The sequence below is a fragment of the Oscillibacter sp. KLE 1728 genome (genome assembly GCF_934833455.1).
GTDB lineage: Bacteria > Bacillota > Clostridia > Oscillospirales > Oscillospiraceae > Oscillibacter > Oscillibacter welbionis.
Map to the genome: position 1 here is coordinate 998 of NZ_CAKVVF010000016.1, position 13,706 is coordinate 14,703.

Annotated in this window: 14 protein-coding genes, 2 tRNA genes and 1 other annotated feature; of the genes, 6 read left to right on the forward strand and 10 right to left on the reverse strand. The window is 62.9% G+C overall.

The genetic code is table 11. The features are described 5' to 3' along the window. Nucleotides 1–62: 62 nt before the first annotated feature. From QVE23_RS03010 to QVE23_RS03020, 3 genes are all read right to left on the reverse strand, one after another. Nucleotides 63–809 (reverse strand): XRE family transcriptional regulator, encoded by a 747-nt coding sequence (locus QVE23_RS03010; protein ID WP_287826847.1) that lies wholly within the window; start codon nucleotides 807–809, stop codon nucleotides 63–65. 216 nt (nucleotides 810–1,025) lie between these two features. Next, a tRNA-Tyr gene (locus tag QVE23_RS03015) sits at nucleotides 1,026–1,110 on the reverse strand. 10 nt (nucleotides 1,111–1,120) lie between these two features. Further along, nucleotides 1,121–1,196 (reverse strand) — tRNA-Thr (locus tag QVE23_RS03020). Between the two features lie 142 nt (nucleotides 1,197–1,338). Here QVE23_RS03020 and QVE23_RS03025 point away from each other — a divergent pair. The 5 genes from QVE23_RS03025 to QVE23_RS03045 all read left to right on the forward strand — a co-directional run bounded on the left by QVE23_RS03025 (nucleotide 1,339) and on the right by QVE23_RS03045 (nucleotide 3,686). Beyond that, on the forward strand, nucleotides 1,339–1,527 hold the full coding sequence (locus QVE23_RS03025) for a hypothetical protein (RefSeq protein WP_025544094.1): 189 nt from the start codon (nucleotides 1,339–1,341) through the stop codon (nucleotides 1,525–1,527). Beyond that, complete coding sequence (locus tag QVE23_RS03030; RefSeq protein ID WP_036631428.1) at nucleotides 1,524–1,757, forward strand: hypothetical protein; 234 nt, start codon at nucleotides 1,524–1,526, stop codon at nucleotides 1,755–1,757. The genes QVE23_RS03025 and QVE23_RS03030 overlap by 4 nt, the downstream gene beginning before the upstream one ends. Then, on the forward strand, nucleotides 1,738–2,034 hold the full coding sequence (locus QVE23_RS03035; protein ID WP_021751542.1) for a sigma-70 family RNA polymerase sigma factor: 297 nt from the start codon (nucleotides 1,738–1,740) through the stop codon (nucleotides 2,032–2,034). The genes QVE23_RS03030 and QVE23_RS03035 overlap by 20 nt, the downstream gene beginning before the upstream one ends. 103 nt (nucleotides 2,035–2,137) lie before the next feature. Further along, a complete protein-coding gene (locus QVE23_RS03040) occupies nucleotides 2,138–3,022 on the forward strand; it encodes a YitT family protein (protein ID WP_021751543.1) in 885 nt (294 codons plus the stop codon). 16 nt (nucleotides 3,023–3,038) lie between these two features. After that, on the forward strand, nucleotides 3,039–3,686 hold the full coding sequence (locus tag QVE23_RS03045) for an aspartate/glutamate racemase family protein (RefSeq protein WP_021751544.1): 648 nt from the start codon (nucleotides 3,039–3,041) through the stop codon (nucleotides 3,684–3,686). A gap of 51 nt (nucleotides 3,687–3,737) precedes the next feature. Here QVE23_RS03045 and QVE23_RS03050 read toward each other — a convergent pair whose 3' ends face one another. Continuing rightward, the gene (locus QVE23_RS03050; RefSeq protein ID WP_287967558.1) at nucleotides 3,738–6,215 is read right to left on the reverse strand and encodes a cation-translocating P-type ATPase; all 2,478 of its coding nucleotides are present in this window, start codon (nucleotides 6,213–6,215) and stop codon (nucleotides 3,738–3,740) included. Between the two features lie 258 nt (nucleotides 6,216–6,473). Here QVE23_RS03050 and ilvA point away from each other — a divergent pair, with 258 nt between their 5' ends. After that, nucleotides 6,474–7,667, forward strand: coding sequence for a threonine ammonia-lyase (gene ilvA, locus QVE23_RS03055; RefSeq protein WP_036629692.1), 1,194 nt, complete (start codon nucleotides 6,474–6,476; stop codon nucleotides 7,665–7,667). Nucleotides 7,668–7,704: 37 nt separating this feature from the next. Here the strand turns inward: ilvA and QVE23_RS03060 are convergent, their stop codons facing one another. The 6 genes from QVE23_RS03060 to QVE23_RS03085 form a co-directional block, all read right to left on the reverse strand. Continuing rightward, the gene (locus QVE23_RS03060; RefSeq protein WP_021748194.1) at nucleotides 7,705–8,478 is read right to left on the reverse strand and encodes an ABC transporter ATP-binding protein; all 774 of its coding nucleotides are present in this window, start codon (nucleotides 8,476–8,478) and stop codon (nucleotides 7,705–7,707) included. Continuing rightward, on the reverse strand, nucleotides 8,471–9,415 hold the full coding sequence (locus tag QVE23_RS03065) for an ABC transporter permease (RefSeq protein WP_021748193.1): 945 nt from the start codon (nucleotides 9,413–9,415) through the stop codon (nucleotides 8,471–8,473). Before QVE23_RS03065 ends, QVE23_RS03060 begins: the two co-directional genes overlap by 8 nt. A 27-nt stretch (nucleotides 9,416–9,442) precedes the next feature. Continuing rightward, nucleotides 9,443–10,306 carry a fumarylacetoacetate hydrolase family protein gene (locus QVE23_RS03070; RefSeq protein WP_021748192.1) on the reverse strand — a complete coding sequence of 288 codons (864 nt, stop codon included), beginning with the start codon at nucleotides 10,304–10,306 and terminating at the stop codon, nucleotides 9,443–9,445. Between the two features lie 34 nt (nucleotides 10,307–10,340). After that, the gene (locus QVE23_RS03075; protein WP_021748191.1) at nucleotides 10,341–11,345 is read right to left on the reverse strand and encodes an ABC transporter substrate-binding protein; all 1,005 of its coding nucleotides are present in this window, start codon (nucleotides 11,343–11,345) and stop codon (nucleotides 10,341–10,343) included. A gap of 157 nt (nucleotides 11,346–11,502) precedes the next feature. Next, nucleotides 11,503–11,751: a binding site (T-box leader), on the reverse strand. Between the two features lie 162 nt (nucleotides 11,752–11,913). Next, on the reverse strand, nucleotides 11,914–12,708 hold the full coding sequence (locus tag QVE23_RS03080; protein WP_119311617.1) for an ABC transporter ATP-binding protein: 795 nt from the start codon (nucleotides 12,706–12,708) through the stop codon (nucleotides 11,914–11,916). Then, nucleotides 12,701–13,642, reverse strand: a complete 942-nt coding sequence (locus QVE23_RS03085) for an ABC transporter permease (RefSeq protein ID WP_021748188.1) — start codon at nucleotides 13,640–13,642, stop codon at nucleotides 12,701–12,703. The genes QVE23_RS03080 and QVE23_RS03085 overlap by 8 nt, the downstream gene beginning before the upstream one ends. Nucleotides 13,643–13,706 lie beyond the last annotated feature (64 nt).

Below are 13,706 nucleotides of genomic sequence, written 5' to 3' on the forward strand. Positions count from 1 at the left end.
TATGTTTGTACCCCTCCCAACCCCGCGCGGGGGCCCCCGCGGGGCCGCCCCCCGGCTCTCTGTTACGTCCGCCCCGGCAGCGGCAGCGCGTGGAGGATCACCCGGCCGAAGCAGGCGAGCGTCCGGCCGCTGCCGGCGGTGAGTACCACGTCCGCATCGGCCCGCGCCCGGTTTAGGGAGAAAAGATACACCGTTCCGGCGGGATCCTTGTAATACTGCTTGCAGAAGATATCCCCGTCCACGCAGAAGATCCCCACGTCCCCGGCCTTCAGGGGATCGCGATTCACATAGACCACGGAGCCGTCCGGGATGTAGGGGACCATGGAGTCCCCCTGGATACGCACGGCAAACTCTGCGGCCTGAGGCACGCCGTCTGTGACCTGGAGGTAGTCGAAATCCTCGCCGAACACCGGCGCCGCATAACCGGCCGCCGCAGGGGTCCGGTACAGGGGAATGACCCGGGGCTCCTGCTCCGGGGCTGCGGATTCCTGCTGACAGGCCCGCAGCGCCTCCACCATCGTCTGGACGCTCTCCCGCCCCAGGGGAGAGAGGGAGCGATACTGCTCCAGCAGCTGCCGCTCCCGCTGAGTCAGGACGTCCGCGCCGCGGCGAAAGCTGTCCTGAAACAAGGTGTTGGGGTCCGTCTCCAGACAGTCGAACAGCCGGAGCATCATCTCCTCCTTAGGGAAGCTGACACCGGTCTCGTAGTTGCTGACAGTGGACGGTGTGACGCCCAGCCGATCCGCCAGCTGGGGGCGGGAGAGAGCCAGCTCCTCCCGACGGGCTTTGATCCGGTCTCCAAATGCCATGGATCCCATCCTTTCCGATGTTCTTGACAGTATCCTATCGGATTTCAAGGAAGCTGTCAATCCAATTTTACAAGAAACTTGTAAAATTATACTTGACTTTCAAAAAAACTTGTGTTACTGTATAGCTGTAAACAAGATACTTGTAAAATAAATAAAAATTTACAAGTATCTTGTTTATCAAAATGAAAAAAGCGCCCGCGATTGCAGGCACCTTTTTGGTGGGGGAAGGTGGATTCGAACCACCGAAGCCGAAGGCAACAGATTTACAGTCTGCCCCATTTGACCGCTCTGGAATTCCCCCATATTAAAACTGGAGCTGGTGGACGGATTCGAACCCCCGACCTGCTGATTACAAATCAGCTGCTCTACCAGCTGAGCTACACCAGCAGTTCCAACAGCAGAATTTATCTTACCAGATAAGCGCCTGTTTGTCAACAGAAAATTTTTGCTTTTCCACCCGTTTTTTTCATTTTGCCGGCGGGGCACATGAGACTTGCCGGGATCTGTATACAGGAAAGGAGCATCGCATTTGGAAACAAAGGAACATACCCGCCGACGGCGGACGCTGCGCTGCTCGCTCTGCGGGCTGGAGATCACAGAGGGAGAGGACTACTGGTACTGCAACGGCAGCAGCGTATGTGGGGCCTGCCTCCCGGTGTTCGCCCGGGCGGAGCTGGCTCCCTTCCGCCAGGTGCGGGGAAGGGAGGCGGCGCCATGACGCTGCTGGAGATGTCCGCCCTCTACGCGGAGAGCGCGGCCGCCCTGCGGCGGCGGATCGGCGAGCTGCGGCAGGCGGCGCGGGAGCTGAAGGACGAGGAGGACCGCCGCCTTCTGCGGCGGCGGATCACAGAGCTGACGCCGCTGCTGCAGGAGACCCGGGAGCTGGCGGCGCTGACGGCCCATTATTACGACAGGAGCTATCACAGACATGAGAGATACACGCTTTGACGCCCGCAGCAGCGAGTGGATCGGGGACATGACCGTCTGGCTGCGGGACCATGCGGAGGATAACAGTGAGCAGCTGGAGCGGCTGCGGCGCGGCCTGCGCCGGGCCCGGGAGCAGGAGCTGACGCCCCGGCAGCGGGAGATGGTGTTCCTCTATTACGACCGGGGACTGAAAATGTCCCAGATTGCTCAAAAGCTGGGGGTGAACCGCTCCACCGTCTCCCGCACGGTGAAGCGGGCTAAACAGCGGCTGTACCGCTGCCTGCGGTACGCCCTGTAATTTTCCCTCTTGAGGTTTTGCGGGATACACCGTATAATCGGTATCAAAGAGGGACCATGGATATCCGCAGAAGGGAGCTGCACTCCCAAGGGAGGTTTTACCCATGCTGTACACTACCCTGCACAACCGAATCCTGCGGCTGGTGCTCGCCGTGCTGGGCGAGCTGATCGCGGCCGCGGCGCTGAATCTCTTCATTGTCCCCCTGAGCCTGTACACCGGCGGCCTGCTGGGCTTCTGCCAACTGGTGCGAACGCTGCTGCAGGACTTCCTGGGCGTGAGCTTCGGGGCCTACGACATCGCAGGCGTCCTCTATTTTCTGCTGAACATCCCGCTGCTCATGATCGGGTATCGGAACCTGGGCAGGGGACTGGCGGTGCGGACCATCATCTGTACGGTATCCTACTCTGTTTTTTACAGCATCATTCCCATTCCCACGCAGCCCATTGTGGATGACTATCTGACGGCCTGCCTGCTGGGCGGCATCCTCACCGGGATCGGCAGCGGAATCGTCCTCACCTGCGGCGGCAGCGGCGGCGGGCTGGACGTGCTGGGACTCATCATGAGCAAGCGGGACAGCGCTTTTACGGTGGGTAAATTTGCGCTGGGCTTCAATGCCCTGCTTTATACGGCCATCCTGATCCTGTTTGACCCGGAGGTCGCCATTTACTCCGTGATTTACAACTTCGCAAACTCCATGATCCTGGACAGGATGCACCAGCAGAATGTCACCGTTCAGGCCCTGATTTTCACGCGGGAGGACGAGAGCGTCCTGGCGGACTTCATTATCAAACAGCTAGGGCGGAGCGTGACCTACTGGGACGGCGTGGGCGCCTACACCAAGGACGATGTCCGTGTGTTGTGCGTGTGCCTCTCCAAATATGAGATCGAGGAGCTGCTCCACATGGTGCACTCTGTGGACCCCCACGCATTTTTGACTGTGCAGGAGGGCGTCCGGGTATTCGGCAACTTTCCGCGGAAGCTGGGATGAGGAGAGGAGGATCGCCATGAACGGACCCATTGCTGTATTGGCCGGCACACCGGTGGACACCCGGATGGGCGTGGCATACCTGGAGGAACGGGGGCTGCCGGGCGTGCCGTTTCCCCTCTCCCGGGGACCCAGGGAGCAGACGGCCTTTCAGCACGCCCCGGCAGCGGACAAGCGCCGCCAGGCCCTGGCGGTGCTGAGGGGCGCCATGGCCCAGGGCTGTCGGCGGGCTTTCGTCTACTGCAACTCCCTGTCTGCGGCAGTGGATTTCCCGGGGCTTGCGGAGGAGACGGGGATGCGGATCGTGACGCCGCTGGACGTGTACCGGCGGCTGGCGCCCCGCTACCGGGCGCTGGGGGTCATCGCCGCCAACGCCCAGGGACTCTCCGGCATCGAGAAGGTATTGCTGGAGGCCAATCCCGCCCTGGATCTGCTGGGGGCCTGTGCGCTGCCGGTGGTGCTGGCCGTGGAGGCGGGGATGCCGCCGGAGGAGCTGGTGGAACGCCACCGTCTGGCGGCGCTGGCAGCGTGGTTTGCCGACGGCGGGATGGAGGCGCTGGTGCTGGGCTGCACGCACTTCCCCTATTTTAAGGAGGCCCTGGCGGCCCGGACAGGGCTGCCGCTGGTGGACCCGGCGGAGGAGATGCTCCGCCTGCTGACCCAATGAAGAAAGCGGACCGTGGTTTTCCGCGGTCCGCTCTATTTGGCGTGGGAAAGATCACCGACGGCGCCGGGAGCGGTGCGCCGGCCGGGGTCTGCGGGGAGCGCGGCGGCGCTTTGCCAGCCGCTCCCGGCGGCGGTCCAGGGCCGTGGTGCAGCGGTCAAAGCACCACTCCAGGCCCATCTGGATGGGCACCACCAGCAGCACCAGCACGATCAGCACCAGCCAGGCTGCAAAGGACAGGGAGGAGAGAGAGAAGAACGCCCCATAGAACACCACCGCCACGAACATGGCCGCACTCATGGCCACCAGCAGCACCAGCCGCTTGGCATCCAGGGGTCGGGCAGCGTAGTAGATCACCATGAGACCGTTTACCGCCATCAGGATCACGCAGATGGTGGAGAGCTCTGCCAGCGTCAGGTCGAAGGTGTAGACGAACAGCTCCGCAAAGAGGATGACGAAGATGGCTGTGAGACCGCCGGGAAAAGCCCGCCGCAGCACATTGTGGAGGAACTTGCCCTTCACCAGGTCGTGGTTGGGCTCCAGCGCCAGGAAGAAGGAGGGCACGCCGATGGTCAGGGCGGAGATCAGCGTCAGCTGGATGGGAACAAAGGGATAGGGGAAGGCGGCGAACAGGGTGATGAGGGCCAGAAAGAAGGACAGAATGTTCTTCACCAGGTACAATGCCGAGGCCCGCTGGATATTGTTGATGACCCGGCGGCCCTCCGCCACCACCTTGGGCATGGCGGCAAAGTCACTGTCCAGCAGCACCAGCTGGGCCACCTGGCAGGCGGCATCCGCGCCGGAGGCCATGGCCACGCCGCAGTCGGCGTCCTTCAATGCCAGCACGTCATTCACGCCGTCGCCGGTCATGGCCACCGTGTGGCCCTGGCTCTGGAGGGCCCGGACGATCTTCCGCTTCTGGTTGGGGACCACTCGGCCAAACACAGTGTACTCCCGCACGGCCGCGGCGATGTCTTGATCCGTCTGGAGCTCCCGGGCGTCCACCCACTGCTCTGCGTTCCGGATGCCTGCCTGGGCCGCCACAGCGGAGACGGTCACCGGGTTGTCGCCGGAGATGACCTTCACATCCACGCCCTGGGTGTGGAAGTAATCGAAGACTTTGGGAGCGTTGGGGCGGATGGGATTCTCCAGCACCAGCAGGGCCAGGGGGTTCACCACGCAGTGGAGGCGCCCGATCTCCGCCCCGTCGCACTGGGCCTGCTGCAGTACCCGGCAGCCCTGGGCGGCGTAGGGGGCAGTACGCTTTTCCAGGGCGGCGAAGTCCTGCCCCAGGATATACTCCGGTGCGCCCACCACATAAGCCCCCCGGTCCAGGAAATTCACAGCGCTCCACTTGGTGGCGGAGGTGAAGGGCACGGCTCCCCGGTCCGGCCAGCCGGGCCCCCGGGGAAACTTGTCCGCGATGGCCTTCGCCGTGTCGTTATCCGGATCCAGCACCCGGTAAAAGGCACCCAGAATGTCGGTGATGTCCGTGTCGGAACAGGACTCCGGGTCCAGGGGCACCACCTCCCGCACTTGCATTTGAGGACTGGTGACGGTGCCGGTCTTGTCCACGCACAGCACGTCCACCCGGGCCAGGGTCTCGATGGCGTTCATCTCGTGGATCAGCGTCCGATTCTGGGCCAGCCGCACCACGCTGACCGCCAGGGCAACACTGGTCAGGAGGAACAGCCCCTCCGGGATCATGCCGATCAGGGCCGCCACCGTGCTGACCACGGACTGCCGCAGGCCCAGATCCTGATTGACGAACTGGTTGTAGAACAACGCTGCGCCGATGGGGATCAACACGATGCCGATGAAGCGGATCAGGCTGTCCAGGGAGCGCATCATCTCGCTTTTGCCGGGGCCGTCATCTTTCTTGGCCGCCAGCGTCAGCTTGGAGGCGTAGGAGTCTGCTCCCACCTGGTCCATCCGGGCCCGGCACTTGCCGGAGATGACGAAGCTGCCGGACAGCAGCTGGTCCCCAGGCTCCTTGGTGACGGCGTCCGCCTCGCCGGTGATGAGGGCCTCGTTCACCTGCACCTGCCCGGTGAGGACCGGTCCGTCCGCAGGGATCTGGCAGCCGGCGGTGAGCTCTACCACGTCCTCCCGCACCAGCTGGTCCACCGGCAGCTCCCGGACCTTTCCGTCCCGAATGATCCGCACCTTCGCGGCGGAGAGGAGGGACAGCTTCTCAATGGTGCGTTTGGAGCGCAGCTGCTGGACGATGCCGATGACGGCATTGGCTGCCACGATGAGGAGGAAGGTCATGTCCTTCCAGTCCCCTACCAGCAGCAGGCACACCGCCAGAACCACGAAAATCAGGTTGAAGTAGGTGAAGATATTCTCCCGGATGATCTGCTTATCGCTTTTGGTGGGAGACTCCACCGGGCGGTTGTCCCAGCCGGCCTCCGCCAGGGCCTGAGCCTGGGCGGAGGAGAGGCCGCTGTCCGCCTTGGGGGCACAGCGGGGCATCTCCTGGCGGCCAGCGGCCGCGGCCTCCGCGGGGGCCGCTTTCCGGTGCGGTTTCACGGACACTCCTCCTTCGACAAAATTTGATTCATTATAGCAATTTTCGGAAGATTTGTATAGAGATGAATTGAAAACTTTCCGTGCCGCAGCAGGCGGAGGAACGCCTTGCTGCCCGTGGAGAGAATATGGATGTCCTTTTTATAAAGACAAACTGCAAAAACGATGTCATTGAATGAAAAACATTGGAGGAGTTGTGCATTGTATTCTGCCGGGCACGCCGATATAATGAAGCATAAGAAAGACGTGGGAGGGGAGTCCATGCTGACTTTGGATATGGTCCGGGAGGCCCAGGAGGCCCTGCGGGGCATCGCCCGGCGGACACCGCTGGACAGGGCCCCGAAATTTGGGGAGAACGTGTACATCAAGGCGGAAAACCTGCAGCTGACCGGGGCCTTCAAGCTCCGGGGCGCCTACAACAAGATCCGCAGCCTGACGCCGGAGGAGGCGGCCCGGGGCGTCATCGCCTGCTCTGCGGGGAACCACGCCCAGGGCATTGCCCTGTCCGCATCCCGGCTGGGGATCAAGGCGGTGATCTGCATGCCCGCCGGGGCGCCCATCAGCAAGGTGGAGGCCACCCGTGGCTACGGCGCAGAGGTGGTGCTGGTGCCTGGCGTCTATGACGACGCGGCGGCGGAGGCGGAGCGGCTGACAAAGGAGCAGGGCTACACCTTCGCCCACCCTTTCAACGACCCGCTGGTGATCGCCGGCCAGGGCACCATCGGCCTGGAGATCCTGGAGCAGCTGCCGGACGTGGAGCAGATCGTGGTGCCCATCGGGGGCGGCGGCCTCATCGGCGGCATCGCCTTTGCGGTGAAGCAGCTGAAGCCGGACTGCCGGATCGTGGGCGTTCAGGCGGCGGGCGCGGCGTCCATGTACCTGTCCCGCCACGCCGGGGGCCCCACGGAGCTGCGGAGCGTGTCCACCATTGCGGACGGCATCGCGGTGAAGAAGCCGGGTGATCTGACCTTTGCCCTGTGCCAGCAGTATGTGGATGAGGTGGTCACTGTCAGCGAGGACGAGATCGCCTCCGCCATCCTGGCGCTGATGGAGGGGCAGAAGACCGTGGCGGAGGGCGCCGGCGCCGTGCCGGTGGCGGCGGTGATGTTCGGCAAGGTGGACACGTCGGAGAAGAAAACCGTGTGCGTGGTCTCCGGCGGCAATGTGGACGTGACCACGCTGTCCCGGATCATCACCAAGGGCCTGTCCAAGGCTGGGCGGATCGCAGAGATCAGCACGAAGGTGGCGGATAAGCCCGGCAGCCTGCTGCAGCTTTTGAAGGTGGTGGCGGACAGCGGCGCCAACATCCTCAGCATCAACCATGCCCGGGAGGATCAGCATTCCGACGTGGGAGCCTGCATGGTCTCCATGGTGCTGGAGACCCGGGACGCCGCCCATGTGGAGCAGATCCGACGGGAGCTGACGGCCATGGGCTATGAGCTGGAAAAGGAGTAAAAAGGCGGGCATCCAAAGGATGCCCGCTTTTTTTTCCTCAATTCCCGGTCTCCAGAGAGATCTGATTGAACATGGTCAGGATATCGTCCATAGAGGTGGCCCGCTTTTCCGCTCCGGCCCGGTCCAGCACCACCCGGCCCCGGTTCATCATCAGGATCCGGTCTCCATACTCCACCGCGTAGCGGAGGTTATGGGTGACCATCATGGCCGTCAAATGCTTTTCACGGATGACTCTGTCCGTCAGGGCCATGATGACCTCAGCGGTCTTGGGGTCCAGGGCCGCCGTGTGCTCGTCCAGAATCAGGAATTTCAGGGGCGTCATGGTGGCCATCAGCAGCGCCACCGCCTGCCGCTGGCCGCCGGAGAGAGCCCCCATCCGCACATCCAGCTTATCCTCCAGTCCCAGGCCCAGGGAGGCCAGCTGCTGGCGATAGAAGTCGATACGCTTTTTATTGACGCCCCGGCCCAGGCCGTAGGACCCGCCCTTGTTATCCGCCAGGGACAGATTTTCCAGCATGGTGAGGTTGGGGCAGGTGCCGGCGGCGGGGTCCTGGTAGACCCGGCCCATGGTGGCGTACCGCTGGTAGTCCTTCAGCTTGGAGATGCTCCGGCCGCCCACCAACACGTCACCGCCCTCGATGGGGATAGAGCCGCAGATGATGTTCAGCAGGGAGGTCTTGCCGCTGCCATTGCTGCCCACGATGGCCACGAACTGGCCCTCCTCCACTGTCAGGGAGAAGTGCTCGAACAGCCGCTGCTCCGTCAGGGTGCCGGGGTTGTAGATCTTCGTGATGTCCCGTACTTCAAGCATGGATGATCGCCTCCCCCTTCCGGCCGGACAGCACCAGCACCAGCAGGAACAGTGCAGCCGTAATCAGCTTCATCATATTGGTGGGCAGTCCCAGGCTCATGGCTACCTGGATGCACAGCTTGTAGAGCACACTGCCCAGCACTACCGCCGTGGTGCCCTGGGGGGAACCCAGGAAGCGGAGGGGCCCGGACTTCCGCAGTCCCCGGGCCAGCCGGGTGCCGGTGTAGAAGTGTATGATGGACACACCGATAATCACCGCCGCCAGGCCGTACACCAGCTGGCCGGTACCCATGGTGGCGGAGAAGCTGCGGGTTTCGTGGCAGACGATGCAGCCGCCGAAGGCCACCAGGGCGTTGGAGATCACCAGCCCCAGGATCTTTACTGTGCCTCGGTCCTTGGCCAGGGTGGTCACCAGGGTGGCGTTGTCGCCCACAGCCCGCAGCAGCAGGCCGGACTTCGTGTGGAAATAGGCGTCCAGCAGCAGCTTGATGACGATGACCAGCGCCAGGGACACAATCAGCTTCCGCCCGGAGAGGGAGAGATCCCCAAACAGGGCCATCACCGGGGCAGAGGTGAAGATGGTGTCCGTACCCCGGTCGATGGTCAGGTTGGACCCGGCGATCTGCAGGTTCACAGAGAACAGGGCGGTCATGGTGATGATGCCCGCCAGCAGGTTCCGCACCTTCAGCTTCACGTGGACCAGACCGGTGAAAAGTCCCGCCAGACCGCCCACTATCAGGGAGGCGGGCAGGGTCAGCCAGGGATCGACGCCCTTGGTCATCAGCACCGCCGTGACAGCGGCCCCCAGGGGAAACGTGCCATCCACCCCCAGATCCGGGAAGTCCAGAATGGAATAGGTGATATACACGCCGTAGGAGATCAGGGCGTAGATCAGCCCCTGGATCAGAGTGCTGGTCAGCAGTTCCATCACATCCATGAGATGAGAAGCCTCCTTGTGAAAAGATCAGATCACGGTGCTGCAGAGGGTGCCGATGCCCTCGATGGCGCATTCCACCGTGTCGCCGGACTGGAGGAATCTGGGCGGATCGAAGCCCATGCCCACTCCCGCCGGGGTGCCGGTGGCGATGATGGTGCCCGGCAGCAGCGTCATTCCCCCGGTCAGCTCCTCCAGGATCTGCCCGATGGAGGTAATCAGCAGAGCGGTATTGGACTTCTGCCGCAGCTCACCGTTGACCCGGCTGGTGATCTCCAGCGCCGGGGGATAGGCGATCTCGTCGGCGGTGACCAGCACGGGGCCCATGGGCGTGAAGCCGTCCAGACTCTTGCCGAAATACCACTGCTTATGGCCCGTCTGCAGGTCCCGGGCGGATACGTCGTTAAGGACGGTGTAGCCGAAGATGTAGTCTGCCGCATCGGCGGCTTTCACGTCCCGGGCGGCTTTGCCCAGCACCACCGCCAGCTCCGCCTCATAGTCCAGCCGGTCCGTAAGGCCCGCGTGACGGGGGATGACGCCGTCGGGCTTCCCGGCCTCGCTGACCCGCTTGGAGAAGTAGACCGCCGCTGTACTGCTCTTGGTGAAGGCATCGGCGCTGTACCGGGCGGATTCCTCCGCGTGGTCCCGGTAGTTCATGCCCAGGCAGACCACATCCTGCCGGGGGCGGGGGATGGGAGCCAGCAGCTCCACATCTGACAGCGGGACCGCACCGCCCCGCTCTGCCGCCGCGGCGGCAGAACGGAGGTCGGCAGGGGTCATGGTTTCGATCAAGGTGTTCATATCGGCGGCGGGGAGGGGCAGCACGCCCTTTCCATCGGCGGTGAGGGCGCCCACATACTCGGCGCCGCTGAGACGATAGGTGACAAGCTTCATGAAGAGTTCTCCTTGGTAATGGATGTTACAGATGTTATTCCGCGCACTCCTGGGCCTCCTGGGCGATGTCGTCGGGAATGGTGATGCCCAGCTCGGCCGCCGCGTCGGAGTTGATATACAGGCCATAGTTTTCGATGGTCTCGTAGGGCAGGTCTTCACAGGCGGCCTCGCCGGTGAGGACTTTGGCGGCCATCAGGCCGGTCTGGATGCCCAGCTGGATGTAGTCCAGGCCCGCGCCGCCCACGCAGCCCAGCTTTACCTGCTCCACCTCGGAACCGTAGACAGGGATACCCGCCTCGTCCGTCTTCTCCAGAATGGCGCCCAGCACGCCCACCACATTGTTGTCCGTCAGGTTGGACAGGCAGTCCACCCCATGGGACAGCAAGGTATCCACCGCCTGGGTGACCTCTGCCTGGGAGGTGACGCCCACCGCGTCAATGGTGAAGCCGTAGTCCGTTGCCAGCTCCTCATAGACGCTGATGGAGTAGACGGAGTTGGCCTCGCTGGTGGTGTAGACGATGCCGATGGTGTCGGCATCCGGCTGCAGGGCCCGGATCAGCTGGAGCTGGCCCTCCACCGGCAGGGCATCGGAAGTGCCGGTGATGTTGCCCGCGTCCAGGTGGGCGCCCACCGGGTCGGTGATGGCGGTGAAGATCACGGGGATGTCCTTGTCCTCCGCGGCATTGAAGCAGGCGATGGCGGAGTTGGTGGCGATGCCCACCATCAGGTCCGCGTCCTCGGCGGAAAACATCTGGCCGATTTGGGTAGCCTGGTTGTCGTCGAAGTTGGCGTTCTGGTAGTCCACCTCAAAGTCCGTGCCCTCCACCAGACCGGCCTGCTCCAGGCCCTGGAGGAAACCCTCCCGGCAGTTGTCCAGGGAGCCGTGCTGGCCGTACTGGCTGATGCCGATCAGATACTTGACGGGCTCACCGCCGCTTTCGCCGGAGGAGGTGTCATCGGTGCCGCCGCAGGCGGCCAGGGACAGGATCATGGTCAGGGACAGGCCGCAGGCGGCCAGCTTCTTCAGCAGATTCATCATAATAGATTCTCCAATCTTTGATACAGAATATTTGAAAGGGGTCCGTTCAGGGAATTGATATTGCAGCACAGGCCGCGCCATCGTCTGGTATTGTGTTTCATATCTCCATACTCCTTTCCCGGACCGATCAGGGGAATCAAAAAAAGCCCTGCCCCATATTTGGGACAAGACTTGAAACCATCCTGCGGTACCACCCAAGTTGACGCAAAGCGCCCGCTCGTTCCACGTACATTCATACGCGCCGCCCGGATAACGGGTGCGGGCCCCGTCAGACGCTACTGAGCATTTTGCCGTTTGCGCTGCCCTCGCAAGTCCATTCGCTGGAAAGTTCTCTGCCGTGATCCCACCATCCACGGCTCTCTGAAAGGTGACCTGACCAGGTACTCCTCTTGCTCATCGGTTTTGCTTGATTGCTTTGCATTATACGAAGCGGCGGCGGAAATGTCAACCGTGATTTTGCACAAATCTTTTTTGTTGCTTTAAAGAGATAAAATCCGGGGCAAGAACTACCCCGGCAGGATGGCCCTGCCGGGGAGTAACATGCAGTTTGAATCGGGTTTTCCGCGGCTCAGGAAAGCAGCAGCTTGTCGTCGGCTTCGTCAGAGCCGCTGACTTTGCTGAACAGGGCCAGCAGGTCGGGAACGGTGAGCTTCTTCTTCTCCTCGCCGGACACGTCGATGACAATACGGCCGTCGTACATCATGATGAGCCGGTTGCCGTGGACGATGGCGTCCTTCATGTTGTGAGTGACCATCATGGTGGTGAGGCCGTTTTCCTCCACGATCCGGTCGGAGAGAGCCAGAACCTTGGCGGCGGTCTTGGGGTCCAGGGCGGCAGTGTGCTCGTCCAGCAGCAAAAGCTTGGGCCGCTTCAAAGAGGCCATCAGAAGCGTCAGCGCCTGGCGCTGGCCGCCGGAGAGGAGCCCCACCTTGCTGGTCAGACGGTCCTCCAGACCCAGCCCCAGGTCCCGCAGCAGCTCCCGGTAGTCCGCCCGCTCCGTCTTGGTGATGCCCCAGCCCAGGCCGCGGGGCTGGCCCCGGCGGGCCGCCAGCGCCAGATTTTCCTCGATCTGCATGGTGGGGGCGGTGCCCATCATAGGGTCCTGAAACACCCGACCGATGAATTTGGCCCGCTTGTGCTCCGGCAGGCGGGTCACGTCCACCCCGTCGATGACGATGGCGCCGCTGTCCACAGAAAAGGTGCCGGCCACCGCATTGAGCATGGTGGACTTGCCGGCGCCATTGCCGCCGATGACCGTGCAGAAGTCACCGTCCTTCAGCGTCAGGCTGACGCCCCGGAGGGCCTGCTTTTCATTGACCGTCCCGGCGTTGAACGTCTTCCAGATCTCCTTGATCTCAAGCATCCTGATCCCCTCCTGTTTTTGCTCCGGCATTGGCGCTCCCGGCGGGCACCTTGACGTGGGCGTATTTCCCCTTCCAGTAGGGGATGGCCAGGAAGGCCGCCACGATCAGGGCGGTGATGAGCTTCATGTCATCGGTGTTCAGGCCCAGCCAGATGACCACCTGGTACACCAGGTAGTACAAAATGGCGCCGATGGCCACAGCCAGCATCTTCAGCGCAAAGTTGCGGAACACTTTGCCGAAGATCACCTCGCCGATGATGACGGCGGCAAGGCCGATGACGATGGCGCCCCGGCCCATGTTCACGTCCGCGAAACCCTGGTACTGGGCCAGCAGGGCGGAGGACAGGGCCACCAGTCCGTTGGACAGCATCAGGCCCAGCACCTTGGTGAAGTTGGTGTTGATGCCCTGGGCCCGGGACATATTGGGGTTGGAACCAGTAGCCCGCAGGGAGGCACCCAGCTCCGTGCCGAAGAACCAGTACAGCAGGGCAATGACCGCCGCCACAAAAATGGCTACCACCAGGATGGGGTTGTCCAGGCTCAGGGAGCGGACGCTCTGCTGGTCCACCAGCAGGTCATACTGTCGGGAGCTGACGGGCCGGTTGGCCTGTCCCATGATCCGCAGGTTGACGGAGTACAGGGCCAGCTGGGTGAGGATACCGGCGAGGATTGCCGGAATGCCGCAGGCGGTGTGGAACAGGCCGGTGACCAGTCCTGCCAGCACACCCGCCAGAAACGCCCCCAGCATCGCCAGCGGCACCGGCGCCCCCGCCATGGTCAGCATGATGAAGGCGGCGCCGCCGGTAGCCATGGTGCCGTCCACCGTCAGGTCGGCCACGTCCAGGATCCGGAACGTGATGTAGACGCCGATGGCCATGATGCCCCAGATCAGTCCCTGGGCGGCAACACCCGGCAGGGCGTTGACCAGATGCATGATGTTCAAGTGAAATCCCTCCAAAATCCCCCGGCTGTTTCCGGAGGCAATTTGCTGCTCTATT

Excerpts from the sequence above, each read along its gene's own strand:
- QVE23_RS03080 (WP_119311617.1), bottom strand. The coding sequence starts at position 12,708 with ATGCTTGAGATCAAGGAGATCTGGAAGACGTTCAACGCCGGGACGGTC.
- QVE23_RS03085 (WP_021748188.1), bottom strand. The coding sequence starts at position 13,642 with ATGCATCTGGTCAACGCCCTGCCGGGTGTTGCCGCCCAGGGACTGATC.
- QVE23_RS03060 (WP_021748194.1), bottom strand. The coding sequence starts at position 8,478 with ATGCTTGAAGTACGGGACATCACGAAGATCTACAACCCCGGCACCCTG.
- QVE23_RS03075 (WP_021748191.1), bottom strand. The coding sequence starts at position 11,345 with ATGATGAATCTGCTGAAGAAGCTGGCCGCCTGCGGCCTGTCCCTGACC.
- ilvA (WP_036629692.1), top strand. The coding sequence starts at position 6,474 with ATGCTGACTTTGGATATGGTCCGGGAGGCCCAGGAGGCCCTGCGGGGC.
- QVE23_RS03035 (WP_021751542.1), top strand. The coding sequence starts at position 1,738 with ATGAGAGATACACGCTTTGACGCCCGCAGCAGCGAGTGGATCGGGGAC.
- QVE23_RS03010 (WP_287826847.1), bottom strand. The coding sequence starts at position 809 with ATGGCATTTGGAGACCGGATCAAAGCCCGTCGGGAGGAGCTGGCTCTC.
- QVE23_RS03065 (WP_021748193.1), bottom strand. The coding sequence starts at position 9,415 with ATGGATGTGATGGAACTGCTGACCAGCACTCTGATCCAGGGGCTGATC.
- QVE23_RS03040 (WP_021751543.1), top strand. The coding sequence starts at position 2,138 with ATGCTGTACACTACCCTGCACAACCGAATCCTGCGGCTGGTGCTCGCC.
- QVE23_RS03045 (WP_021751544.1), top strand. The coding sequence starts at position 3,039 with ATGAACGGACCCATTGCTGTATTGGCCGGCACACCGGTGGACACCCGG.
- QVE23_RS03030 (WP_036631428.1), top strand. The coding sequence starts at position 1,524 with ATGACGCTGCTGGAGATGTCCGCCCTCTACGCGGAGAGCGCGGCCGCC.
- QVE23_RS03070 (WP_021748192.1), bottom strand. The coding sequence starts at position 10,306 with ATGAAGCTTGTCACCTATCGTCTCAGCGGCGCCGAGTATGTGGGCGCC.